This window comes from Oscillospiraceae bacterium, from assembly GCA_022483045.1.
Lineage (GTDB): Bacteria > Bacillota > Clostridia > Oscillospirales > Acutalibacteraceae > Caproicibacterium.
Map to the genome: position 1 here is coordinate 1,777,666 of JAKVOA010000001.1, position 22,395 is coordinate 1,800,060.

26 protein-coding genes are annotated in these 22,395 nt (G+C 48.9%); 17 read left to right on the plus strand and 9 right to left on the minus strand.

The genetic code is table 11. From position 1 onward, the window contains the following. Positions 1–6: 6 nt before the first annotated feature. The 6 genes from LKE53_08505 to LKE53_08530 form a co-directional block, all read right to left on the minus strand. Entirely contained in the window at positions 7–201 is a 195-nt protein-coding gene (locus LKE53_08505) for a transposon-encoded TnpW family protein (protein MCH3972782.1), read from the minus strand. A 92-nt stretch (positions 202–293) separates the two neighbouring features. Continuing rightward, positions 294–1,385 carry a helicase RepA family protein gene (locus LKE53_08510; protein ID MCH3972783.1) on the minus strand — a complete coding sequence of 364 codons (1,092 nt, stop codon included), beginning with the start codon at positions 1,383–1,385 and terminating at the stop codon, positions 294–296. Further along, the gene (locus tag LKE53_08515; protein ID MCH3972784.1) at positions 1,294–1,965 is read right to left on the minus strand and encodes a CHC2 zinc finger domain-containing protein; all 672 of its coding nucleotides are present in this window, start codon (positions 1,963–1,965) and stop codon (positions 1,294–1,296) included. The genes LKE53_08510 and LKE53_08515 overlap by 92 nt, the downstream gene beginning before the upstream one ends. Before the next feature lie 44 nt (positions 1,966–2,009). Further along, positions 2,010–3,578: a MobA/MobL family protein gene (locus LKE53_08520; GenBank protein ID MCH3972785.1), complete on the minus strand. Its 1,569-nt coding sequence runs from the start codon at positions 3,576–3,578 to the stop codon at positions 2,010–2,012. A gap of 285 nt (positions 3,579–3,863) precedes the next feature. Beyond that, entirely contained in the window at positions 3,864–4,166 is a 303-nt protein-coding gene (locus LKE53_08525; GenBank protein ID MCH3972786.1) for a DUF3847 domain-containing protein, read from the minus strand. Between the two features lie 75 nt (positions 4,167–4,241). Beyond that, on the minus strand, positions 4,242–4,985 hold the full coding sequence (locus LKE53_08530; GenBank protein MCH3972787.1) for an MT-A70 family methyltransferase: 744 nt from the start codon (positions 4,983–4,985) through the stop codon (positions 4,242–4,244). Between the two features lie 142 nt (positions 4,986–5,127). Between LKE53_08530 and LKE53_08535 the strand changes: the two genes are divergently transcribed. Beyond that, the gene (locus tag LKE53_08535; protein MCH3972788.1) at positions 5,128–5,334 is read left to right on the plus strand and encodes a helix-turn-helix domain-containing protein; all 207 of its coding nucleotides are present in this window, start codon (positions 5,128–5,130) and stop codon (positions 5,332–5,334) included. 13 nt (positions 5,335–5,347) lie between these two features. Beyond that, the gene (locus LKE53_08540) at positions 5,348–5,956 is read left to right on the plus strand and encodes a MunI family type II restriction endonuclease (protein MCH3972789.1); all 609 of its coding nucleotides are present in this window, start codon (positions 5,348–5,350) and stop codon (positions 5,954–5,956) included. Positions 5,957–6,326: 370 nt separating this feature from the next. Here the strand turns inward: LKE53_08540 and LKE53_08545 are convergent, their stop codons facing one another. The 3 genes from LKE53_08545 to LKE53_08555 are packed head-to-tail and all read right to left on the minus strand — an operon-like array spanning position 6,327 to position 8,926. Continuing rightward, a complete protein-coding gene (locus LKE53_08545; protein ID MCH3972790.1) occupies positions 6,327–6,602 on the minus strand; it encodes a hypothetical protein in 276 nt (91 codons plus the stop codon). Between the two features lie 12 nt (positions 6,603–6,614). Continuing rightward, the gene (locus tag LKE53_08550) at positions 6,615–6,992 is read right to left on the minus strand and encodes a TnpV protein (GenBank protein MCH3972791.1); all 378 of its coding nucleotides are present in this window, start codon (positions 6,990–6,992) and stop codon (positions 6,615–6,617) included. After that, complete coding sequence (locus tag LKE53_08555) at positions 6,992–8,926, minus strand: recombinase family protein (GenBank protein ID MCH3972792.1); 1,935 nt, start codon at positions 8,924–8,926, stop codon at positions 6,992–6,994. Before LKE53_08555 ends, LKE53_08550 begins: the two co-directional genes overlap by 1 nt. 253 nt (positions 8,927–9,179) lie before the next feature. Here LKE53_08555 and LKE53_08560 point away from each other — a divergent pair, with 253 nt between their 5' ends. The 15 genes from LKE53_08560 (at position 9,180) to LKE53_08630 (ending at position 22,372) form a co-directional block, all read left to right on the plus strand. Beyond that, positions 9,180–9,998, plus strand: coding sequence for a ParA family protein (locus LKE53_08560; protein ID MCH3972793.1), 819 nt, complete (start codon positions 9,180–9,182; stop codon positions 9,996–9,998). Then, positions 9,955–10,893, plus strand: a complete 939-nt coding sequence (locus LKE53_08565; protein MCH3972794.1) for a ParB/RepB/Spo0J family partition protein — start codon at positions 9,955–9,957, stop codon at positions 10,891–10,893. The genes LKE53_08560 and LKE53_08565 overlap by 44 nt, the downstream gene beginning before the upstream one ends. Before the next feature lie 68 nt (positions 10,894–10,961). Next, entirely contained in the window at positions 10,962–11,549 is a 588-nt protein-coding gene (locus tag LKE53_08570; protein ID MCH3972795.1) for a hypothetical protein, read from the plus strand. A 48-nt stretch (positions 11,550–11,597) separates the two neighbouring features. Beyond that, a complete protein-coding gene (locus LKE53_08575; GenBank protein MCH3972796.1) occupies positions 11,598–12,188 on the plus strand; it encodes a hypothetical protein in 591 nt (196 codons plus the stop codon). A 67-nt stretch (positions 12,189–12,255) separates the two neighbouring features. Continuing rightward, positions 12,256–14,118, plus strand: coding sequence for a DUF5057 domain-containing protein (locus LKE53_08580; GenBank protein ID MCH3972797.1), 1,863 nt, complete (start codon positions 12,256–12,258; stop codon positions 14,116–14,118). A 28-nt stretch (positions 14,119–14,146) separates the two neighbouring features. Then, positions 14,147–15,028: a helix-turn-helix domain-containing protein gene (locus LKE53_08585; protein MCH3972798.1), complete on the plus strand. Its 882-nt coding sequence runs from the start codon at positions 14,147–14,149 to the stop codon at positions 15,026–15,028. Positions 15,029–15,085: 57 nt separating this feature from the next. Next, the gene (locus LKE53_08590; protein MCH3972799.1) at positions 15,086–15,451 is read left to right on the plus strand and encodes a hypothetical protein; all 366 of its coding nucleotides are present in this window, start codon (positions 15,086–15,088) and stop codon (positions 15,449–15,451) included. A 1-nt stretch (position 15,452) separates the two neighbouring features. Beyond that, complete coding sequence (locus LKE53_08595; protein ID MCH3972800.1) at positions 15,453–15,677, plus strand: hypothetical protein; 225 nt, start codon at positions 15,453–15,455, stop codon at positions 15,675–15,677. Positions 15,678–15,716: 39 nt separating this feature from the next. After that, positions 15,717–16,208: a PcfB family protein gene (locus LKE53_08600; GenBank protein ID MCH3972801.1), complete on the plus strand. Its 492-nt coding sequence runs from the start codon at positions 15,717–15,719 to the stop codon at positions 16,206–16,208. Beyond that, the gene (locus tag LKE53_08605) at positions 16,205–17,995 is read left to right on the plus strand and encodes a type IV secretory system conjugative DNA transfer family protein (protein ID MCH3972802.1); all 1,791 of its coding nucleotides are present in this window, start codon (positions 16,205–16,207) and stop codon (positions 17,993–17,995) included. Before LKE53_08600 ends, LKE53_08605 begins: the two co-directional genes overlap by 4 nt. A 41-nt stretch (positions 17,996–18,036) precedes the next feature. After that, positions 18,037–18,252, plus strand: coding sequence for a Maff2 family protein (locus LKE53_08610; GenBank protein ID MCH3972803.1), 216 nt, complete (start codon positions 18,037–18,039; stop codon positions 18,250–18,252). Between the two features lie 62 nt (positions 18,253–18,314). Further along, positions 18,315–19,184, plus strand: a complete 870-nt coding sequence (locus tag LKE53_08615; GenBank protein ID MCH3972804.1) for a CD0415/CD1112 family protein — start codon at positions 18,315–18,317, stop codon at positions 19,182–19,184. Between the two features lie 16 nt (positions 19,185–19,200). Beyond that, complete coding sequence (locus tag LKE53_08620) at positions 19,201–19,608, plus strand: DUF3848 domain-containing protein (protein ID MCH3972805.1); 408 nt, start codon at positions 19,201–19,203, stop codon at positions 19,606–19,608. Then, positions 19,609–20,067 carry a PrgI family protein gene (locus LKE53_08625; GenBank protein MCH3972806.1) on the plus strand — a complete coding sequence of 153 codons (459 nt, stop codon included), beginning with the start codon at positions 19,609–19,611 and terminating at the stop codon, positions 20,065–20,067. Continuing rightward, a complete protein-coding gene (locus tag LKE53_08630) occupies positions 19,994–22,372 on the plus strand; it encodes an ATP-binding protein (GenBank protein MCH3972807.1) in 2,379 nt (792 codons plus the stop codon). Before LKE53_08625 ends, LKE53_08630 begins: the two co-directional genes overlap by 74 nt. Positions 22,373–22,395 lie beyond the last annotated feature (23 nt).

Below are 22,395 nucleotides of genomic sequence, written 5' to 3' on the forward strand. Positions count from 1 at the left end.
ATTTGCTTAGAAATTCCCTGATTTTACATCGTTTTTCATGAGTTTCTTGACCTTATCTGTAACACTGTCATTACTGTTTTTGCTGAAATGTACTCCAACACAGTAAGTTGTGTTACCATGTCTCATTTCAAATCTTCCGGCAGGCTCTGCCATAACTTTTTTCTCGATTGTATTTGTATCTCCCATATAAATTCCTTTCAAAATGAAATATCCGGCAGGGCATTCCCTTACCGGATTTTGTAGTCTATGACGCTAATGACGCTTTGTGACGCTATTTTACATACCGCACTATCTTACGGAAGAGTGTCATTGTCTTGCTCTGCATGAAGTAAAGTGAAAGAACGCTTCTCCGAACTTCGGTCATGCTTCTGGTACACAATGCCGAAGTCATTGAACAGTACCGATATATTTACATTCAACTTTCTAGTCAATACATGAGGCTTCATATTAATGTCTGGTATCAACTCCAATAGCTCTGTGGCTGTGCCAGTCCATTCTGTGCGGTCTTGCATGAAATCAGCTATCTTCATAACAACTGCTTCTGGCTCTTGCTTAATCATTGGAGTTTCTGCCTTGGTCAGTTCCCAGATACAACGCTGTTGATTGAACTGCAAGGTCAGCTCTTGATCTGGCTGGTCACGACCAACTATCTGCATAATAGCTGTTGGGTCTGTTCGCTTCTTCTTTTGCAGAATAAACGCTCCATCGGCAGCTCCCAACAATCCATTCGTGCCAGAAATCATATCAAAGCTGTCACTGGCTTCCATTTTTCTTGTATGATGAACTACCAGAATCGCCACATTATGCGTATCACTAAACTTCTTCAAGGCTGTAATATTCTGATAATCCATAGAATAACTGTAATTCTCGTTACCGGCTTCTCTGACTTTTTGCAGAGTATCCACGATTATGAGTCTGGTGTCCTTGTGAAGCTGGATAAATTCCTCAAGCTGTTCATTTAGTCCATCAGACAATGTCATGGCTTGCGTTGCAAAGTGCAATCCTTCGACAGCTTCCACTCCAAACATCCTATTCAATCGTCCTTGTAATCTTCCGAAATCATCTTCCAATGCCAGATAAAGTACACTGCCTTTCTTTACGGAACAATTCCATAATTCAGTGCCAGTGGCGATGTGATAGCCAAGCTGTGACATGAAGAATGATTTACCGATTTTGGGAGAACCTGCAAAGATATAAGTCCCACTATAAAGTAATCCGTCAATTACTGCTGTTCTCGGGGGAAATGCCATATCAAGTAATTCCTCCATAGAAACTGTGTAAAGGCTTCTCTTTTTATCTAATTGGGGTTGCTCGTTCATTTCTCTTATGGCTTGTAGAACTGCCATCTGTTCGCTCTGTGGCAAGTTCTGAAATTCGTCTTTCAAGTGTGTGTGCCTCCTTTCCTTGGCTTTTCACTATTTCTGCTCGTTCCTCAATGCTCCCCATCAAAAGAATGTCTAATAAATACTCGACATAGGTTATCTTCTGACAAGCCTCAACAAATCGGCTGTCAGGATTTTCTTCAAATGTTTTAGGAAATAATGTCTTTTTCCAATGCTCCAACAAATGAAGATAGTCGCAGTAGACCAGATAGCAGTGTTTCTCTGCTATCTGATATTCCTGTGCCGGTGTGATTTTGGTCTTGATAGGGGAAGCTCTTATCCAAGGCTTACTGGTCTGTTTTTGCTCATAGCTGACACCAAAATCAGATGCCAACTTTTCAGCGGCTTCCTTGGGATTGAGATTGAAGAGCTTTGCAGTGAAATTGATAACATCTCCATCTTCCTGACAACCAAAGCAATGAAATCTCTTATTGACCTTCATGCTCGGTGTTCTGTCAGAGTGAAAAGGGCAACAAGCCATGCCATACCGATTGACTTTTATACCATAGGCTTCTGCGGCATTTCTTGTTGTAACGGCTTCTTTTACTGCTTCAAATACATTCATCATCGCTCCTCTGGGCATAAAAAAGCACCTGCATTTTACTGGTTAAAAAATACAAGTGCTTTTTAAAGTTCCATATTCTGTTTTTTCTGTGGTGATTTTTTCTCTGGCTTTTCCAATTCCATCTTTCTTTGTATTGCTTGCAGACTTTCTTTTGTAGATTTCTTGCCATTCACAACTGTAGGAAGTGCTTCCGGCAATACTTGTCGAATACACCATCTAACCTGCTTCAAGTCTTCAAGAGAGATATTCACTTTTCTAAGTTCTGCTAACTGTGTTTCATTATCTTTTGATAATGTTGCTCGTTCAGCATTTAGTTCCTTTCTATCAATCGGTAATTTCTCAATCAGCTTCTTTAAGGTGCGATCTGCTTTTCTGTATTTTGCCAATTCATCTGAATGTTCATCAGCAAATTTTTCTTTTCTTGACTTCCAACCAATGGATACATACTTATCATGAACAGTCTCTGTCTCCTTCATAGTTTTTACTGCCTCAAGTATCGCATCAATATCAGCAATTCTGCTGTCATTGGCTTTCATCTTTGCACGAATTTCTCTTGCAGTCGCATTGGTTTCATTCAAATATTTTCCGAGTTTTGGAATGGTATCAATGTCCTGTTCCCTAAGAACTGCAATCAAATGGAACATCTGCTTTAAGTCTTTAATTTGACCTTGGTTCTGTCCGTATGCTGACCATGTTGCTCTGCCTTCTTTGCGGAGATTCATGTAAGCATTAAGGATTTCTGCAAGGCTCTGTTCCTCTGGCTTTTCCATTGAAGACTGTTCTTTGATTTTCTCTGATAAGTCAGATAACCAGCTCTGCAGGGAACGAATAACATTGCGGATAGAGTCGAATAATTTGTTAGCAGTAATAACTTGCCTGTTCAGATTCCCAAGCTCCGTTTGAATACCTCTACGCTCCATTGCTGTAGCTTCTGGTCCGAGATGAATTTGTGGAGCATGGGGATTGCCCTGACGCTCAAAAGAGCGCAAATCAACACGTTCTGTTCTTCCGGCATTATCAAGATACTTGTTCTGGACAACTTCCCATTCGTGCCTCCATATCTCGCCATACTTTCGCTCATTCCAATCGACTGTATTAGCCTTATGGTTCTTCCAACTACCATTGGGTAAACGGATACGCTCCCCGTTTTCGTCAAGGTCATATTCCTTGTGACATTTGGGAAGCCATTGTCCTTGTTCGTCCATCGGTCTGAGGGTAAGCAAGATATGAGCATGAGGGTTTCCATCGCCTTTATCATGGATAGCAAAATCTGCAATCATGCCTTTCGACACGAACTGACTTTTGCAATATTCCTCCATCAATCGTATCTGCTCTTCACGAGAAATTTCTTTAGGCAGTGCCATGATAAATCTTCGGGCAAGCTGTGAGTTCCACTGGTTCTCTTTTTCCTCAACAGCATTCCATAAAGTGTTACGGTCTTTGTATTTTGGTGGAGCATTTTCCGGCAATATAATCTCTGTAAACGCAATCCCTCTTTTATCAGAATAGAATTTTCGTTTCTGATCATATTCAGAAAAAAGCATATCACCGGATTGATAAGCCGAAGCGGCAACTGATGATTGCCTTTTACTTCGTTGCACGATTTTAATATCGAAATGTGGACATGGCATTTTATATCAACCTCCTTTTGTGCCAATAAAAAAACCGAGTAGCAAATTTAGCTAATCGGTCATAATTAGACTTGCGGCTCAATGATGAAACGCAAAGCGGTTCTTCATTGAACACAAGTTCACTAGAGGGTAGCTGGCAGAGCCAGCGCAGGGGGAGTGTAGCTCCCACTGGTTTGTAATGAAGTCTGCGGACGAAATGGAAAACGAGCTTTCCGCAGGAACCTTCGGAGAACGCAACCACCATGAAGTGGTGTATAGTTGCGCCCTTGTCTAAAGCCAAGGGTTTTAGACAGTACCTATCTCTTGAGATTTTCTTCTGTTTTCAATCAGTGAGTTCAACTTCTTTTGAACAGTCTCTCCTTGAAAGATGAATCGTAACAATTCCATTACATCATCATCTGTCAGAAGCAGTGGCTCTTTCAGAAATGTTTCAAGCATACCTGCACGCACACAGAGCCTACGTGTACGCTCTGTTCTGTTCAGCCTTGATAATTCATGTCTGAGGGATTTCTCATCGTTCTGTGCCTTTCTGAGTTGCTTCTGTGCCTTGTCCTGCTCCTTGCGAAGTCGGTCAAGTTCCTTGTTCATAGGGCATCACCTCCTTTCAAAAAATGAGTAAAACAAAAGCACTCAGCTTGTTATAGTTGAGTGCCTTTGGCTTAATCATTTACTTGTAATTTCTAACTCCAACTGGTTATTTGAATGGTTTTCCTTAATTCCAGTTTTAATTTCTATTTTTGAATCTGGAATTTCTAATCCCCAGTTATCCCAGCCAACATAATTATTTCTTGCAAATAATTCAATTTTCTTTTGCTCTGGAAACATTTTTGTGATACCATCAATTACCTCTGCTGGTTTTTCGCTGTGTTTTCCTCTGGGAACAGCCACCATCTGTCGAACATTTCTTGCACCTCTTGGTGTAGGGAATTTACCTCTTTTGAAAGCAAGAACAAATTCGGTTTGAGATAATGTGTATCTTCCGGGGTTATGAATCATCTTATCCCAAACAAATGCCACAGTTTTGTATTCAAACCCCCATGCCTCGCCTAATTCAATGGAATTTGCTAACTGTGGTCCAGTTGTCCACATAAACAACAGGCAATCCTCATGTGCTATTGATTGAACATCAAGTTCCTTAAGCTGCTTGAGTTTTAATGTCGGGTATTTGAAAGTGGCAGAACTTAGAAAAATCTTTTTTTCAAACCCTACATTTTCATCTTTAATTGTGGTTTTATCATATTGCATTTTTCCGCCGTAATCCCAAGGCGGATCAGCATATATAACTTGGTACTTTTCTTGAGGTAATGCCGGATATATTTCGTCCAGCGGATTGATTTTTGTGCGTGCTTTTGCTTGCTTGCTATAAAGCGAATACGCAGTAATATCCGCATCATTTTTTTCTGTCATGCAATTGGCTTCCTTTCTTGGTTGTTACTCATAAGCATACGCGAGAAACATCAAGTTGTCAATGATTGTTACTCATACTCCGTTGTCTTATAGGCATATAATTTTTATCTTTACTATAAAAGAACTTTGAATGGAGGAAACTATGGTCACTAAAGAATTTGGCGAACGTGTAAAAGAAATTCGCAACAGCCTTGGTATAAGCCAAGAAAAATTCGCTTTGTCTATCGACATGGACAGAACGTATTTTGCATCTGTTGAAAGTGGTAAGAGAAATATTGCACTGAATAACATTGCAAAGATTGCCGCTGGATTCGATATGACGTTGGAAGAATTGTTCAAAGGCTTATAAGGAGGTATCAACTATGGGCAAGCGTGCTCTAAGCGGACGAGATAATTGGCAAGAAGAAGGTGGGTCAAAGGCTTCTGTTGCTGAACAAAATCTCTATGAAGTATTTCGTGAACATTTTAAGCATACAGAATATAAGTTACACGAAAAGCCAACACATCTCAAAAATCTGTATGCTAATGTAAAACTTCCAAGCAGTGTTATATCACAAATCTACAATCCGCCGATTGACTTGAGTACTACAAAATGGGGTGTTTCACCTGATTTTGCTATTGAAAACACCAAAACACATAAAATCCTTTTTGGCGAAATTAAAAGGCAAGATGGCTGGGTTGAAGGCAAAGACCCAAGTGCCGGTAGAGGTAATGCGCATGAAAGATTATGCAAACTGTTCACTCCTGGATTGATGAAAGCATATCGCAGTATTGGTCATATTACCAGCACAGATATTCTTCCATTCTGGGTTGTGTTTGAAGGCGATATTACAAGAGACCCAAAGCGTAATCGTGAGGTCGCTTTTTGGTTTGATACATATGATAAAAACTATTTTATGTGGAGACCAAATATGAGCGATAACGATTTAATCGAACATTTTGAAAAGTATCTAAAACCATACTTGCAGTAAATAGAGGGGCAAATCTTAGTGTGATTTGTCCCCATTTTTCTATGCTATTACCACGGTCTATTGAAAACGAGCATTTTCAACTTAATTATTATGGTTTCAATATACATTACAATCCAAACGGCAATATAAGGTAGAATGAATATTACAAATCCAATACATAATATCTGTATAGCTTCATTTCCATTACTTATTCCCATAATATAACTTGCAACCGCCATAAGGAAAAATATTCCGGCAAGAATATTCATGAATACCTCTGTAAAGCTGGTTACAAATATTCCTATCCATTGTATTAGTGCTAGCAATGCAATCAATGGTAACACAAAAACTTTCAAGAGTAGTTTTAACAAAAACATGCTGTATCCTCCAATCATTTAGGTAAGTAGGACAAATCATTGATTTCTTTCATCAACAATGCACCAATGGCAACTCCATACTTGTACTGTTCAATAGCTTCAATTCCAGTAACTGCTGAAAGAGCATCACTCAATTCATTAACCTTTTCAAAGGCTTCCTTGCTTATCATCTGTTCCAATTCTTTCATCAGGTCTGAAGCCTTCTTATTTGCATCAGAATAAGCCTGACATTGAGGTAAAACCTGTTCCTCTACATGAATATCTCCGTTGTATAATGCCTCTAAAATCATCTCTGAACCTCCTTACACATATATCATTTCATGCTTCACAATCTCTTCTGAACGGTTTGCAATGCTCTGCATGGCTCTTACCCATGTCATCTGGTCACTGGCTTTTAATTCCTCTTTAACGCCCTCAGAAGCCATCATCTGCTTCACAATACAGTCATAACGAGTAGTTGCTTGCTCGTTTAGATCAGCAAGGTACGAGTGGAGCTTACAGTCCAACATCAGCTCATTTAAGAGGAATGGCTTGCATGACCGCAAGTAGCTTCGGTGGAGCATTCCCCACTTACCAATAGGTCGGTTGTCTTCTTGCACTTGGAAATTCGGAATGTAATAATCTCCGACCAATTTATACTCAATTCCATTTTCATAAATTCTTTTCTTTAATTCACTCATTACATAGCCTCCAATTCTTTTTTCTTGTGGTAATCTTCTCTGCGTTGCTTTAAGAATGCCTCGTATTTAACTATTGCCTCTGGGTCTCCATTCATAGCACCTTCATACATTTTGTTATAGGTCTTTCTTGTTGCTTTCACTGCGTAGGCTCTCATTTCATTAAGCTGTTCAATGGCTTCTTCATCTCCTGCATCAGCTCTGGCAATCAATTCTTCCTTAAATGCCTTTCTTTGAGCAGTATGTCTACGAGAGTATTCCTTTCTCTTTTCCAATACTTTTGCGGAATATTTTGGGTCTTCTTCCATCCTTTTGTCCTCAGCCGCCTTCTTCCGCTTTCTTGCCTCTGCCTCTGCCTTACGAAGCTCTGCAAGCTGTTCAGCCGCTTCTGGGTCAGTTTTGGCTCTGGCTACAAGCTCTATTCTGGTTTCTTTCTTTTTCTTTGTCATTCGCTCCATACGCTTGCGGTCTTTTTCAATCATTTTCTCGGCTTTAAGTCTCTCTTTTTCTTCCATAGCCTTGATATATTCCGGCGATGCCTCCTTGATTTCTTTGAGTTTGGCTCGATACTTTCTTCCAGCTTCACGCCTGCTTTCAAGATACTGCTCATACTGTGCGGCGGCTTCTGGGTCTGTTTTTGCGTCCTCTTTAAGCTGTGCCATTTTTTCTTTCTGCTTTTCCTTTGCTCGTTCAGACTTTCTATACTGTTTTTTCTTTTGTTCCTGCTCAATCTGCTGTATTCTTTCTTCCTCGCTGATTTCTTCCATCGGTGGAAGGTAATTTCCAATGAAATTGAAATAAATATCAATACATTGCTTTCTGTATGCTCCACGACCTCCTTCAGCGGCATGAATATCAACTTTTTCGATAAATTCATAAAGCATTTGGTCTGTCAGCTCTGTAATATCCTTGTATTTGTTGACCAATGCCATAAACTTCTTGGGGTCACTCTTGGGAACAGCTTCTTCCTCATGTTCACCGGCGATTTCCCGTATGCGTTGCTCCAACTGTACTTGTTCCTCGTCATATTGGCTTACAAGGCGTTGAAACTGTCTGTCTGGTATCTTTCCTAACATACTGCTCTCATACAATCCCTTAATCAGAATATCCAATTCCTCAATACGCTTTTGTGCTAATTCAATCTCTTTTTTGCTTTCATCGGCAATGCTTGTCTCCCGACTTTCCCATTGCATTTTTAATTGCTCGATGAACTCCGACTGATTTTCCAAAGCATATTTAGTGACACTCTGTACCGCTCTTAATATGGCGGCTTCCACTGCGGAAGATTTGATATAGTGTGAGAAGCATTCTGCGTAAACATTGCGGTAATTCCTGCATTGAAAATAGTCTGAACTGTCATACTCCTTTTTCTGACCAGATATCTTGCTACTGGAATAGCTCATTCTTGTGCCACAATCGGCACAGAACAGAAGTCCCGACAATCTGTGTGAATATGTTCCATTTGCTATTTTCTTTGGATTTCGCTTTCTTAGTCGCTGTGCCATATCCCATGTGTCTTGGTCTATGATTGGCTCATGTGTATCTGGGAATATCATCAATTCATCTGGTGTGGCGGCTCTGCGTTTCTTTAGCTTAAAGTTTTCTCGAACCGTCTTACCCAAAACAGTGTGTCCCAGATATTCTTGGCGGTCTAAGATGTATCCGACTGTGGTATTCGACCATACATAAGGGTCATGATAAGTCTTGCAATGAACATCTTGCGGTCTGTTCAGCTTCATATATGCCGATGGTATCAGTACCTTTTCCTCTGACAATGTGCTTGCAATTCCTGTCATTGTCATGCCGGATGCCGCCATCTGGAATATTCTGCGAACCACATTGGCTGCTTCTTCATCAATGTAAAGCGTCTGTTTATCGCCCTCTACACGCTTATACCCATAAGGGATACTGCCACTGCACCGCTGTCCGCTCTTCATTCTGGACTTGAATACCGCCTTGATTTTGTTGCTTGTATCCTTGGCATACCATTCATTGAACATGCGTTATTCGGGAAGGTGAAAACAAAAAAGCAAAAGCTCAGCATTCATGCGGGTTTGCGGCGAAGTGGCTCTCGGCCAAACCCCCTCTCAAACCTGAGAAAACCGGCTGAATGACGAATTGCATATCATTTTAGGACGTTCCTGCTGATGGAACGTCCTTTTTCTATTTCAGCGGGAGGTGAAAAGTCAAATGACCAATGTAATTGCCGTTGCCAACCAAAAGGGCGGCGTCGGCAAGACCACGACCTGCGCCAATCTCGGCATCGGGCTGGCGCAGGAAGGAAAAAAGGTGCTGCTGGTGGACAGCGACCCACAGGGTTCTCTGACCATCAGTTTGGGCAATCCTCAGCCCGATCAACTGCCCGTTACGCTGGCAACGATAATGGGAAAGGTGCTAAACGAAGAAACCATCGACCCCAGCGAGGGAATTCTGCATCACGACGAAGGCGTCAATCTCATGCCCGCCAACATCGAGCTTTCCGGCATGGAGGTTTCGCTCGTCAACGCCATGAGCCGCGAAAAAATCCTGAAGCAATATCTGGACGGAGTGAAGCGCCAATACGATTATGTGCTGCTGGACTGTATGCCCTCGCTTGGAATGCTGACCGTCAACGCTCTGGCCGCTGCCGACAGCGTACTCATTCCCGTTCAGGCGCAGTACCTTCCGGCCAAGGGCCTCGAACAGCTTTTGCAGACAATCAACAAGGTGCGGAGGCAGATCAACCCCAAGCTCAAAATCGACGGCATTCTGCTGACGATGGTGGACAGCCGTACCAACTATTCCAAAGAAATCAGCGCCCTGCTGCGGGATACCTACGGCTCAAAGCTAAAGGTATTTGATGTGGAGATTCCTCATTCCGTCCGCGCCGCCGAAATCAGCGCGGAGGGCAGGAGCATTTTCGCCCACGACCCGAAAGGCAAAGTTGCCGAGGCGTACCGTGAGCTGACGAAGGAGGTGTTGAAGATTGAAAAGCAGCGTCAAAAACATAAGTCTGAACAGTTACGATGATATTTTTTCTACGGAAGAAACCCGTGAGGACGCCAAGCGGGAAAAGGTCATGAATATGCCGCTTTCGGAGCTGCACCCGTTCCCCGACCATCCGTTTCAGGTACGGGACGATGATTCCATGAAAGATACCGTGGAGAGCATCAAAGAATACGGCGTGTTAGTTCCCGCCATCGTCCGTCCCCGCGCGGACGGCGGCTATGAGCTGATTTCAGGTCACCGGCGCAAACACGCCTGCGAGCTGGCGGGGCTTCCCACCATGCCGGTGATCGTCCGCAATCTGGACGATGACGCCGCGACCATTATCATGGTTGACAGCAACATTCAGCGTGAAAACATCCTGCCGAGCGAACGGGCCAAGGCATACAAAATGAAGCTAGACGCCATAAAGCGGCAAGCCGGTAGACCTTCTCTTGAAAATGGTGGCCAAGTTGGCCACGATTTACGAGGGATAAAAACCCGTGATTTGATTGCGGAAAACTCAGAGGATAGTGCGCGTACTATCCAGCGGTATATCCGGCTGAATGAGCTGACACCGCAGCTTCAGCAGATGGTGGACGACAAGAAAATTGCCATGACTCCCGCCGTGGAGCTGTCGTACCTCAAGCCGGAGGAACAGACGCTTTTGCTCGACACCATCGAAAGCGAACAGGCCACCCCCTCGCTCTCACAGGCCCAGCGGCTGAAAAATTTCAGTCAGGAGGGCCATCTCAACGAGGACAGTATGCTTGCCATCATGTCCGAGGAAAAGAAACCGGAGAAAAACGACCTGACCATCAAGGCTGATAAGCTCCAGAAATATTTTCCCAAGTCGTATACCCCGCAGCAGATGGAACAGGTCATCATACGGCTGCTGGACGGATGGCAGAAAAAGCGGCAGCGGGATCAGGAAAGGTAAAATAACCGTCGTTTCAGACGTTCCGAAAGGAGCGCCTTTTTTCATGTCTTGATTAAGGAGGAAACCGCATGACAACTGAAAAAATCAATGAGAGCAAACGCGGGAAGGAGGATAAAAAGAAAAAACGCAAATGGCCGTATATTCTTGCGATTCTTCTGCTGTTGCTGCTTCTCCTGCTCCTTTTGCTGCGGAGCTGCGGAAATCAGCATCCATCCCCGAACCCGCCGCCGTCCAGCTCCGTTCCCTCGTCGTCCGCTCCGTCGCTGGACGATACTGGCAGTGCGGAGCCGGGAAGCAGCAGCACCCCGTCGCGGCAGGAAATCCTGTCCCGGCTTCAAAAGCAGGAAGTCACCGTCACCGACAAGGTGAGCGCGCAGGCGTCCTTTTCCAACGGGGCCAAAGACAGCACCGGCACATGGGAAGTGGAGAATCCGTCATCCAACACCGTCATTATGCAATGTGAAATTGTGCTGAACGGCGAAACCGTGGCAAAATCCGCACCGATCTATCCGGGGCAGCACATCAACGGCCTGAACCTTTCCCAGCCGGTTTCATCCGGAAGTTACAGCGTAACCGCAACAATCAAGTATTATAACAAAACAACTAAGGCTTACCTCGGCATGGCGGACTACAAAATCCGTCTTTCTGTTTCGTAATCAGCCGGACGTCCGGTTGATATATAAAATTCATAAGGAGGCTTCTCAATGAAAAGCAAACTCAGAAAGGTTCTCGCAGGCATCATCACCTTTGCCGTGCTCGGCGTTACGGCGGCAGTCCCGGCGTTCGCCGCCGACAAGACCGACACCGGCACGGGCAGCGTCACGGGGAACGTAACGATCAACGGCTCCATCTCTCCTCTAACGATCTCCGTCACCCATCCGATCAACGTAGCCTACGCCATCAGTCCCGATGCCGAAACCTTCACCGCGCCCGACATTACAGTCACCAACAACACCAAAGTCGCGGTGATCACTACAGTGGAATCCCTGAAAGCCGCTTCGGGCGGGACGCTTACCTTCACCGACGTCGATCCGTCCGCAAAGACATGGCGTTCTCTCAACCTCGCGGATTCCAAAAAGTATATCGCGCTCGGCATTACGGCGAAGGGCGATTCCGGCTGGAATAGCGGCTACAGCGCTTCCACCCATTGGGCGGTGAACGATTCGCCGCTGCAGGTCGGGACGCTGAATCCGAACACTTCCGGCGCGCTGTCCCTGACGGCTGACTACGGTCTCGCATTTGACGGGGCATATACGGCCAACCATCAGCTCGTTTTCCAGTTCCAGCTCGCATAAAAACAGAAGCGCGGGAATTGGCCGGGATTTTCCCGGCCAACCTTCCACGCGAAAGGAGGGCTTCTATTTGAGGCAATCATTCAGGCGGCTTTTTCTCGTACCATTGCTTGCCGCCGGTATTCTGCTGTCCGGTGCTTCGCCCGTATTTGCGGCCTCCGCCGCGTCGGTTCTGTCACTGACCGCGACGCCGAATCCGTCCGGGAACTATGTAGCACTGAACTGGACCAACAGCGACAAAAGCCAGCCGTACAGCTATATGCTCTATTCCAAATCCGTGCATGAATCGACCTTCCAGAGCATTCCCGCCAAAGATCACGCGAAGGTTCTGAACATTTATCCCGTTGTCGCACCGACCGTTTCCTTTACGACATGGCAGGGCAAGAGCTACACTCTACCGAAGTCGGCGTCCCTTAAAATGTGGATGGAGACGCCGAATACGTATGATCCCAAAGGCTACGGCAAGGGTCTCATTTCCGTCGATACCGTGTCAATCTCCGATTTTAACGCCAACCCGGACGCTTACCTGAAAAACGCGGACGGCAGTTACAAATACGATGTGTTGTATTTCGGCGCGTGGGACGCTTTCGCAAGTCAGGATTTGTCCGCGGCGGCGGAAACCAAGACCGACGCCTTTATCAAAACGGGGCGCGGCGTCCTGTTCGGGCATGACACGATGGTAGACAATGATACGATCTCCATGCCGAATTTCTTCAAACTCGCGCATTACTGCGATATTCAGACTATCCCGCACTATACGGTGCTCGGCAGTTCGCAGATTAAGGTTTCCAAGAAGGGCCTGCTCACCAACTACCCGTGGAAAATCGGGGACGTGGGCACGGTTCTGAATGTCCCGATGTCCCATTCCAATCAGCTTGCTTTCGGGGATGTATGGATGACGTATCAGCCGCCCTATACCTATAGCGGCAGCGCGGAAGCCACCGGCTCCGGCGGGCAGGGCACCAACACCTTTTATCTAACAAGCTGGTCGAATTGCGCTATGATTCAGACCGGCCATTCCAACGGCGAGGCTACGCCGGACGAGCAACGCGTCACGGCAAACACGCTGTTTTACCTTGCTCAAATCACGACCGACACAAGCTGGAACGACCATAAGGGGCAGGATTTGGACGCACCGAACGAACCCGCTATTTCAAGCGTCACGCACAATTCCGACCGGACGCAGTACACCGTCAATTATTCCTCGCAGGACAACGCGACCGGCTATCAGTATTATGTCGAAGCCACAGGCCAGAACGACGGTGCGAAATATGATTCCTCGGTTATTTCCACGTCTTTGAAAACCGGGATGAAGGGCTATTCCATCGTGGAGGACAACAACCCCGATACCGTCCCGGACGGGAGCATTACGACCGCATCGGACAGCTATACTTTTTCCCGCCCGTCCGGCAGCAGTTTTTACATCCATATCGCCGCCGTGGACAACGCCGGAAACATTTCGGCTATCGCGCACTACCATGCGGATGAGCTTGTCTCTGTGACCCATCCGGTCAGTATCAGTTACGCGATTGACCCGAACAGCAATACGCCGTTCACCGCACCAGGCATTCCGATTACCAACCATTCCACTTTTCCCGTCCAAGTTTCTGTCGCGGGGCTGAAAGCGACATCCGGCATCGGCGACGCCGCCCCCACGTCCTATTCCGACTGGAACAGCCTGACGGCCTCGCAAACCGGAAACGGAATGGCGCTCGGCGTGGGAATCAGCCAAACAGCTGATTCAGGTTGGACTGCGGTTGACAGACAAGCACCGGTTTATGCAAGTGATGTTGCGTCGGAAGTTCCATTGGGGACACTCGGCGCGAACGGAGCTTCCGGGAATCTGGCGCTTACCGCTAAATTCGGTTTGGCGTGGGTAAAGACAACGAACGTGTCCCATGAGCTGACGCTGAATTTTGCGATTGCGGACTGAATCGCCCGTTCAGAAGGGAGTGATACAAATGGCAGTTTTTCGTGTGGAACGGACGCGGGATTACACGGTCATGAGCAACCATCACCTGAAGGACAGAGCCTTGTCCCTGAAAGCGAAAGGTCTGCTTTCCATGATGCTCTCCCTTCCGGACGATTGGGATTACACCACGCGGGGCCTTGCATCCATCTGCCGGGAAGGTGTGGACGCTATCGGAAAGGCGCTCAAGGAACTGGAAAACGCGGGCTATATGGAGCGCCGCCAGCTTCGCGGCAAAGACGGGCGCATCTCGGATACCGAGTACACCATCTATGAGCTGCCGCGCAAGCCGCCGGGTACGCCTTTTCCGGATACGGATTCACCAGATACGGAAAAGCCGTATCTGGATAACCCGGATATGGGAAAACCGGATACGGAAAATCCCGCGCAATTAAATACTAAGGGAACTAATATCCCTAAAAAATCAAATATGTATGGATTAAATCCTTATCAATCCAATCCGGCAGACCGAAAACAAGAGGACGGTGCCCCGGCTGATTCGATGGATGCGACGGGCGCCTACCGCGAAATCATCAAAGAGAATATTTCCTACGACGTCCTGCGGCAGAGATGCGACCCGGAAAGGCTGGACGAAATCGTGGGCATCATGCTCGACACCGTGTGCAGCCGAAAAAAGGAAATCCGGATCGCCGGTGAGGACATGCCCGCCGAAATGGTGAAAAACAGACTTTTGAAGCTTGACGACAGCCACATCGAATACGTGCTGGAGTGTCTGGACAAGAACACCACCGATGTCCGCAATATCCGAAGTTATATTCTGACCGCGCTGTATCAGGCTCCGACCACCATCAGCAGCTATTATTCGGCGCTGGTCAATCACGACATGTACGGAAGCGGCCCGCCCGGACGGTAAACGTCCCGCGCGGGCTGTTTTCATGCCCGACAAAAATCGGAAAGGAGTAATTTTACCATGAAACGACCCCTCGCATACATCACCGCCCCGTGGGGCGGAAACGAAATTGAAAACACCGAGGACGCGGCAGGGTATTGCCGCAAGGTCTATGACGCAGGCTTTTCGCCTATCTGCCCGGTCCTGTTCCTGCCGCTTTTCCTCAACGACGCCATTCCGCAGGAGCACAAGGACGGCGTGGACATTGCCTGCAATTTTCTGCGCCGCGCCCATGTGCTGGTGGTCTGCGGCAGGAACGTGGACGAAACCGTGAAAAACGACATCGCTACGGCGGAACGGCTGCACATCACCGCCACCACGCTGGACGGCATTCTTACCGTCAAGGGACAGGGCCGGGAAAAAGACGCGGAAAAGGAGCGGAGATAACGTGCCGGACTATCAGAAAATGTACCACTCGCTGTTTAACGACGTGACCGACGCTATCTCAAAGCTCCAGCAGGCGCAGCAGAAAACCGAGGAAATGTACATTGACAGCAAGGAAACCGTCCTCACCCCATTTTTGAAAAAGAGCGAAGAAAAAAGGTCGGACAGCCGGTCCGATGGGAAACCGGCTCCGGCAAAGAAAAAGCCGCCCTCTCACGACGAACGGTGACGGAGGGCGGTTTCCTCATGACAGATGGAGGTGATTTGTTTGCAGGAAGAAATTGAAAACCGTTCCGTGACGCTCGTCATCAGCGGCGCGAAGCTCACGGGCCGGGTGCTCAAAGCGGTGATTGCCAAATATCTGGCCCACCGGAAGGAGAAGAAAAACGCGAAGGCCCGCGCCGGTCCCGTGGTTCCGCGCGGCAGGCAGACGGTCAAGCAGCTCGTCGGGCAGAACGTGGGCGTTTCCAATATGGAAATCACCGACAGTAACATCAAATCCTTTGACCGCGTGGCGCGGAAATACGGCGTGGACTACGCCGTCAAAAAGGACCGCAGCGTTTCGCCGCCGAAATATCTCGTCTTTTTCAAGGCGCGAGACGCCGACGCCCTCACCGCCGCTTTCACCGAGTTTACGGCGAAAACGGTGAACCGGGCGAAAAGGCCCTCCGTTCTCTCGCGGCTCCGGCAGTTTAAGGATCTGGTCAAGGCGAATACCGTTGACCGGGTGAGGCATAAGGAACAGGAGCGAGCGCGATGAGTGAGAAAACAAAAAAGTTGCTTCTGATGAACCTTCCGTACCTGTTTGTCGCTCTGTTTGCCACCAAGTTCGGACAGGCGTGGCGGCTGGCCGCAGGCGCGGACGCTTCCGGAAAGCTCCTGCACCTGATGGACGGCCTCACCGCCGCGTTTGTCTCTCCGCTGCCAAGCTTCCATCCAGCCGACCTCGGCGTGGGTGTTCTTCTCGCCGCCGCGCTCCGGCTGGCGGTTTACGTCAAGGGCCGGAACGCCAAGAAATTCCGCAAAAACGTGGAATACGGCTCGGCCCGCTGGGGCAAGGCCGAGGACATCAGGCCGTATATCGACCCGGTTTTTGAAAACAACGTCATTCTCACGCAGACGGAACGGCTCACCATGAACAGCCGTCCGAAGGACCCCAAAACATCCCGGAACAAAAACGTTCTGGTCGTCGGCGGTTCCGGTTCCGGCAAGACGCGGTTTTTCATCAAGCCGAACCTGATGCAGTGCGATTCCAAAGATTATCCGACGAGCTTCGTGGTCACAGACCCGAAGGGCAGCATCGTCGTGGAGTGCGGAAATCTCCTGCGGCGCAGGGGCTACCGTATCAAAATTCTCAATACCATCAACTTCAAAAAGTCGATGCGTTACAATCCCTTCGCGTACATTCACTCAGAAAAAGACATTTTGAAGCTGGTCACGGCGCTGATTGCCAACACCAAAGGAAACGGCAAATCCGGAGATGACTTCTGGGAAAAGGCAGAGACCCTCTTTTACACGGCTCTCATCGGCTACATCCATTACGAGGCCCCGGTCGAGGAACAGAATTTCGCCACACTGATCGAATTCATCAACGCCTCGGAGGTCCGAGAAGATGATGAGGAATTCAAGAATCCCGTGGATCTCATGTTTGAGGCGCTGGAAAAGGAAAATCCAAACCACTTCGCCGTCCGGCAATATAAAAAGTACAAGTTGGCGGCGGGCAAGACAGCAAAATCAATCCTTATTTCCTGCGGCGCAAGAATGGCCCCCTTCGACATTCAGGAGCTTCGTGACCTGACGGCCTATGACGAGTTGGAGCTGGACACGCTGGGCGACCGAAAAACCGCCCTGTTCATCATCATTTCAGATACGGACGACACCTTTAATTTTTTAGTTTCGATGGCCTATACGCAGCTTTTCAATCTGCTGTGCGAAAAGGCCGACGACGTGTACGGCGGGCGCTTGCCTGTCCACGTCCGGTGCCTGCTTGACGAATTTGCCAACATCGGACAGATCCCCAAGTTTGAGAAGCTGATTGCCACCATCCGCAGCCGTGAGATCTCGGCCTGCCTTGTTTTGCAGGCGCAGAGCCAGCTCAAGGCTCTGTACAAAGACAACGCCGACACGATCATCGGCAACTGCGACAGCGCCATCTTCCTCGGCGGTAAGGAACGCACGACCTTGAAGGAACTGACGGAATCGCTTGGAAAAGAGACGATCGACACCTATAACACCGGCGAAAGCCGGGGCCGCGAGGTTTCTCACAGCCTCAATTATCAGAAATTGGGGAAGGATTTAGCTTCGGTCGATGAGCTGTCTATCCTCGACGGCGGCAAGTGCATTCTCCAGCTTCGCGGCGTTCGCCCCTTCCTTTCGGACAAGTACGACATCACAAAGCACCCAAATTACAAGTACCTGTCTGACTATGACCACCGCAACGCTTTTCCTATCGAAAAATTCCTGTCCACCAAATTAAAACCGAAACCGGACGATGTGTTCAGCACATATTTCGTTGACCTCTCCGGGGACCCCAAAGCCGCAAAATAGCGGCTTTTTTCATATTCAAAATCTAAATTGGAGGTAGTATTATGAGTTTCTTTCATTCCGCAATCGGCGTTCTCCAGACCCTCGTAATCGCCCTCGGCGCGGGCCTTGCCATTTGGGGCGCGATTAACCTTCTGGAAGGTTACGGCAACGATAATCCGGGAGCAAAATCGCAAGGCATTAAACAGCTCATGGCGGGCGGCGGCGTGGCCCTGATCGGCATTACGCTGGTTCCGCTGCTCTCCAACCTTTTCGGCTAATGCCGACGCGAAAACACTCCGCGCCCCCATTCACGGGGGCGCGGGAAAGGAGGTGATGCCGCTTGGATTTCATCAAGCAGCAGATTACCGAATGGCTGAAAGAAATACTGGTCGGCGGCATCATGAACAACCTGTCGGGCATGTTCGACAACGTGAACAGTCAGGTCGGGCAGATCGCCTCTCAGGTAGGGACGACGCCGCAGGCATGGAACACCGGCATTTACAACATGATTCACACCCTGTCTGAAAATGTTATGATGCCCATCGCGGGCCTCATTCTCGCGTTCGTCATGACACTGGAGCTGATTCAGATCATCACCGACAAAAACAATTTTCACGACATCGAAAGCGCCGTTTTCTTCCGTTGGATTTTCAAAACGGCCTGCGCCATCCTCATCGTGACCAACACATGGAACATCGTCATGGGCGTGTTCGACGTGGCACAGAGCGTAGTCAACAGTGCGGCGGGAATCATCGTTTCCGATACGTCCATCGACATCAGTTCCGTCACGGCGAACCTTCAGACGCGGCTCATGGCAATGGATCTCGGTCCCCTGTTCGGCTTGTGGTTTCAGAGCATTTTTGTGGGCTTTACCATGTGGGCGCTCACGATCTGCATTTTCATCATCGTGTACGGGAGGATGATCGAGATCTATTTAGCCACTTCCATCGCGCCGATCCCGATGGCGACGATGCTGAACCGGGAATCGGGCGGCATGGGCCAAAACTATCTGCGCTCCCTGTTCGCACTGGGATTTCAGGGCTTTCTCATCATCGTCTGCGTGGCGATTTACGCCGTTTTGGTAAAAAGCATCAGCGTGAGCACGGACGTCAGCAAGGCAATCTGGACTTGCATGGGCTATACGGTGCTGCTGTGTTTTACGCTCTTCAAGACCGGAAGCCTCGCAAAATCAATTTTTAACGCGCATTGACGGAGGTGATATTTCAATGCAGGACAAATTACAGGAGCTTTTTGACCGGCTGGACGCCAACCTTGAAGATTTTCGGAAAACGTGGGAATCCAGCGATAAGGCAAAGCTGATCGACGGCTCCCGCGAGATCACCGCGATTAAGGACGCCCATTATTATCTGACCGAAAGCCACGGCTTTGAACCGGAGGAAATCGACTATCTTCTCCTGTTTGAGAACCCTTTACAGGTTGTCGCGGACAAGTGGCTGGAACGCACGGAAGATCTGAGCGATTTCAGCTTCGCGCTCGACGAGGTGTTCGACAAGCAGGACGCGATCAGGGACTACGAACGGAAGGAAAAGCCGTCCATTCTGGAACAGCTTCATCATACCGCTGAGACTGCCGGGAAAGCCGCGCGCCCGACAAAAGAACAGGAGGCGCGATAAATGGCTTATGTTCCCGTCCCCAAGGACCTGACCGCCGTGAAAACGAAGGTTCTGCTCAATTTAACAAAACGGCAGCTTGTCTGTTTCAGCGGCGGCGCGCTTGTGGGCGTACCGCTTTTCTTTTTGCTCAAGGGGCCTGCGGGGTTCAGTGCCGGAGCCGCTTCTCTCTGCATGGTTCTCGTCATGCTGCCGTTTTTCCTGACGGCGGTGTATGAGAAAAACGGCCTGCCGATGGAAAAAATCGTCCGCAACATTGCCCGGGTGCTGTTTCTCCGGCCAAAGCAGCGCCCGTATCAGACCAACAATTTTTACGCCGTGCTCGCGCGGCAAAGTAAACTCGACAAGGAGGTGTATCGGATTGTCGGTAAAAAAGCAAAAACCGGCCATGAATCGGTCATTGTCCCGCGCCGAGAGGCGTCAGATCGAAGCCGCTGTCGCAAGAGCTCGGCAGACCGATAAGAAAAAGCAGTCGGCGCAGGACAGCATTCCGTTTCAGCGGATGTTCCCGGATGGCATCTGCCGCGTAACCGACAGCTATTACACGAAAACCGTTCAGTTTCAGGACATCAACTATCAGCTCAACCAGAACGAGGACAAAACCGCCATTTTCGAGGGCTGGTGCGATTTTCTCAACTATTTCGACAGCTCCATTAAATTTCAGCTCTCGTTCCTGAATCTCTCCGCGACGCGGGACAGCTTTGCGAGAAGCGTCACTATCCCGCCGCAGGGCGACGATTTCGACAGCCTGCGCTCGGAGTACACGGATATGCTCCGGAATCAGCTTGCCAAAGGCAACAACGGCCTCATCAAAACCAAGTACCTGACCTTCGGTATCGAGGCGGACAGCCTGAAAGCGGCCAAACCCCGGCTGGAACGCGTCGAGATCGATATTCTCAATAACTTCAAACATCTCGGCGTAACAGCCGCATCTCTGAACGGTGCCGACCGTCTGCGACTTCTGCACGACATCTTCCATATGGATGCGCCGGAGCCGTTCCGTTTTTCGTGGGACTGGCTGGCCCCTTCCGGCCTGTCCGTCAAAGATTTCATCTCCCCCAGCTCGTTTGAGTTCAAAAGCGGCAGCATGTTCGGTATGGGGCATCAGGTTGGGGCGGTATCGTTCCTGCAAATTCTCGCGCCGGAGCTAAACGACCGGATGCTGGCTGATTTTCTCGATATGGAATCCAGTCTCATCGTCACCATGCACATCCAATCCATCGACCAGGTGAACGCCATCAAGACGGTGAAACGAAAAATCACAGATTTGGATTCCATGAAGATTCAGGAGCAGAAAAAAGCCATCCGTTCCGGGTACGACATGGACATCATCCCCTCCGACCTCGCTACCTACGGCGAGGAAGCGAAGAAGTTGTTGCAGGATTTGCAGAGCCGCAACGAGCGCATGTTCCTCGTGACTTTTCTCGTTCTCAACGTGGCCGAGAACCGGCAGCGGCTGGACAACAACGTGTTTCAGGCAAGTTCCCTCGCGCAGAAATACAACTGTGCGCTGACCCGCCTTGACTTCCGGCAGGAGGAAGGGCTGATGTCCTCGCTTCCGCTTGGGTACAACCAAGTAGAGATTCAGCGGGGCCTGACCACGTCGAGCACCGCTATTTTTATTCCCTTTACCACGCAGGAGCTGTTCCAGACCGGGCGCGAGGCGCTGTACTGCGGGCTGAACGCGCTCTCCAACAACCTCATCATGGTGGATCGGAAGCTGCTGAAAAACCCGAACGGCTTGATTCTCGGCACACCGGGCGCGGGCAAGTCCTTTGCTGCCAAGCGCGAAATCGTCAACGTATTTCTCGTCACAAACGATGACATCATCGTCTGCGACCCGGAGGCCGAATACGGCCCGCTGATCGAACGCCTGCACGGGCAAATCATCAAAATATCGCCCACGTCTGCTGATTATATCAACCCGATGGACATCAACCTCAACTATTCCGAGGAAGAAAACCCTCTGTCGCTCAAGTCCGATTTCATCCTGTCACTCTGCGAGCTGATCGTCGGCGGCAAAGAGGGCCTGCAGCCGGTGGAAAAGACGGTCATCGACCGCTGCGTGAGGCTGGTGTACCGGGATTACCTCAGTGACCCGCGCCCGGAAAACATGCCTATTCTGGAGGATTTGTACAGCGAGCTGCGGCGGCAGGGCGAAAAGGAAGCGCAGTACGTTGCCACGGCGCTGGAAATCTACGTCACCGGCTCCCTCAACGTGTTCAACCACCGCACGACCGTCAATGTGAGAAACCGCGTCGTCAGCTACGACATCCGGGAGCTGGGCAAACAGCTCAAAAAAATCGGGATGCTCATCGTGCAGGATCAGGTCTGGAACCGCGTTACCGTCAACCGCGCCGTGGGAAAATCCACCCGCTACTATATTGACGAGTTCCATCTGCTCTTAAAAGAAGAACAGACCGCAGCCTATTCCGTGGAGATTTGGAAGCGGTTCCGCAAGTGGGGCGGCATTCCAACCGGGATCACACAGAACATCAAAGACTTGCTTTCTTCCCGCGAAATTGAGAACATCTTTGAAAATTCAGATTACATTTACATGCTCAATCAGGCTTCCGGCGACCGCCAGATTCTTGCCAAACAGCTCGGCATTTCGCCGCACCAGCTTTCTTACGTCACCCATTCCGGCGAGGGCGAAGGGCTGCTGTTTTACGGCAACGTCATTCTGCCGTTTGTGGATCATTTTCCGAAGGACACGGAGCTGTACCGCATCATGACTACCAAGCCGCAGGAAGTGGCAGCAACATGAGCGCCCATTTCCTGCGGGATAGG

Coding starts and splice junctions, on each gene's coding strand:
- LKE53_08585 (MCH3972798.1), top strand. CDS start 14,147: ATGGCAGTTTTTCGTGTGGAACGGACGCGGGATTACACGGTCATGAGC.
- LKE53_08610 (MCH3972803.1), top strand. CDS start 18,037: ATGAGTTTCTTTCATTCCGCAATCGGCGTTCTCCAGACCCTCGTAATC.
- LKE53_08625 (MCH3972806.1), top strand. CDS start 19,609: ATGGCTTATGTTCCCGTCCCCAAGGACCTGACCGCCGTGAAAACGAAG.
- LKE53_08570 (MCH3972795.1), top strand. CDS start 10,962: ATGACAACTGAAAAAATCAATGAGAGCAAACGCGGGAAGGAGGATAAA.
- LKE53_08515 (MCH3972784.1), bottom strand. CDS start 1,965: ATGCCCAGAGGAGCGATGATGAATGTATTTGAAGCAGTAAAAGAAGCC.
- LKE53_08555 (MCH3972792.1), bottom strand. CDS start 8,926: ATGAAGAGCGGACAGCGGTGCAGTGGCAGTATCCCTTATGGGTATAAG.
- LKE53_08630 (MCH3972807.1), top strand. CDS start 19,994: ATGAATCGGTCATTGTCCCGCGCCGAGAGGCGTCAGATCGAAGCCGCT.
- LKE53_08545 (MCH3972790.1), bottom strand. CDS start 6,602: ATGATTTTAGAGGCATTATACAACGGAGATATTCATGTAGAGGAACAG.
- LKE53_08620 (MCH3972805.1), top strand. CDS start 19,201: ATGCAGGACAAATTACAGGAGCTTTTTGACCGGCTGGACGCCAACCTT.
- LKE53_08540 (MCH3972789.1), top strand. CDS start 5,348: ATGGGCAAGCGTGCTCTAAGCGGACGAGATAATTGGCAAGAAGAAGGT.
- LKE53_08575 (MCH3972796.1), top strand. CDS start 11,598: ATGAAAAGCAAACTCAGAAAGGTTCTCGCAGGCATCATCACCTTTGCC.
- LKE53_08605 (MCH3972802.1), top strand. CDS start 16,205: ATGAGTGAGAAAACAAAAAAGTTGCTTCTGATGAACCTTCCGTACCTG.
- LKE53_08525 (MCH3972786.1), bottom strand. CDS start 4,166: ATGAACAAGGAACTTGACCGACTTCGCAAGGAGCAGGACAAGGCACAG.
- LKE53_08520 (MCH3972785.1), bottom strand. CDS start 3,578: ATGCCATGTCCACATTTCGATATTAAAATCGTGCAACGAAGTAAAAGG.
- LKE53_08590 (MCH3972799.1), top strand. CDS start 15,086: ATGAAACGACCCCTCGCATACATCACCGCCCCGTGGGGCGGAAACGAA.
- LKE53_08530 (MCH3972787.1), bottom strand. CDS start 4,985: ATGACAGAAAAAAATGATGCGGATATTACTGCGTATTCGCTTTATAGC.
- LKE53_08550 (MCH3972791.1), bottom strand. CDS start 6,992: ATGAGTGAATTAAAGAAAAGAATTTATGAAAATGGAATTGAGTATAAA.
- LKE53_08560 (MCH3972793.1), top strand. CDS start 9,180: ATGACCAATGTAATTGCCGTTGCCAACCAAAAGGGCGGCGTCGGCAAG.
- LKE53_08535 (MCH3972788.1), top strand. CDS start 5,128: ATGGTCACTAAAGAATTTGGCGAACGTGTAAAAGAAATTCGCAACAGC.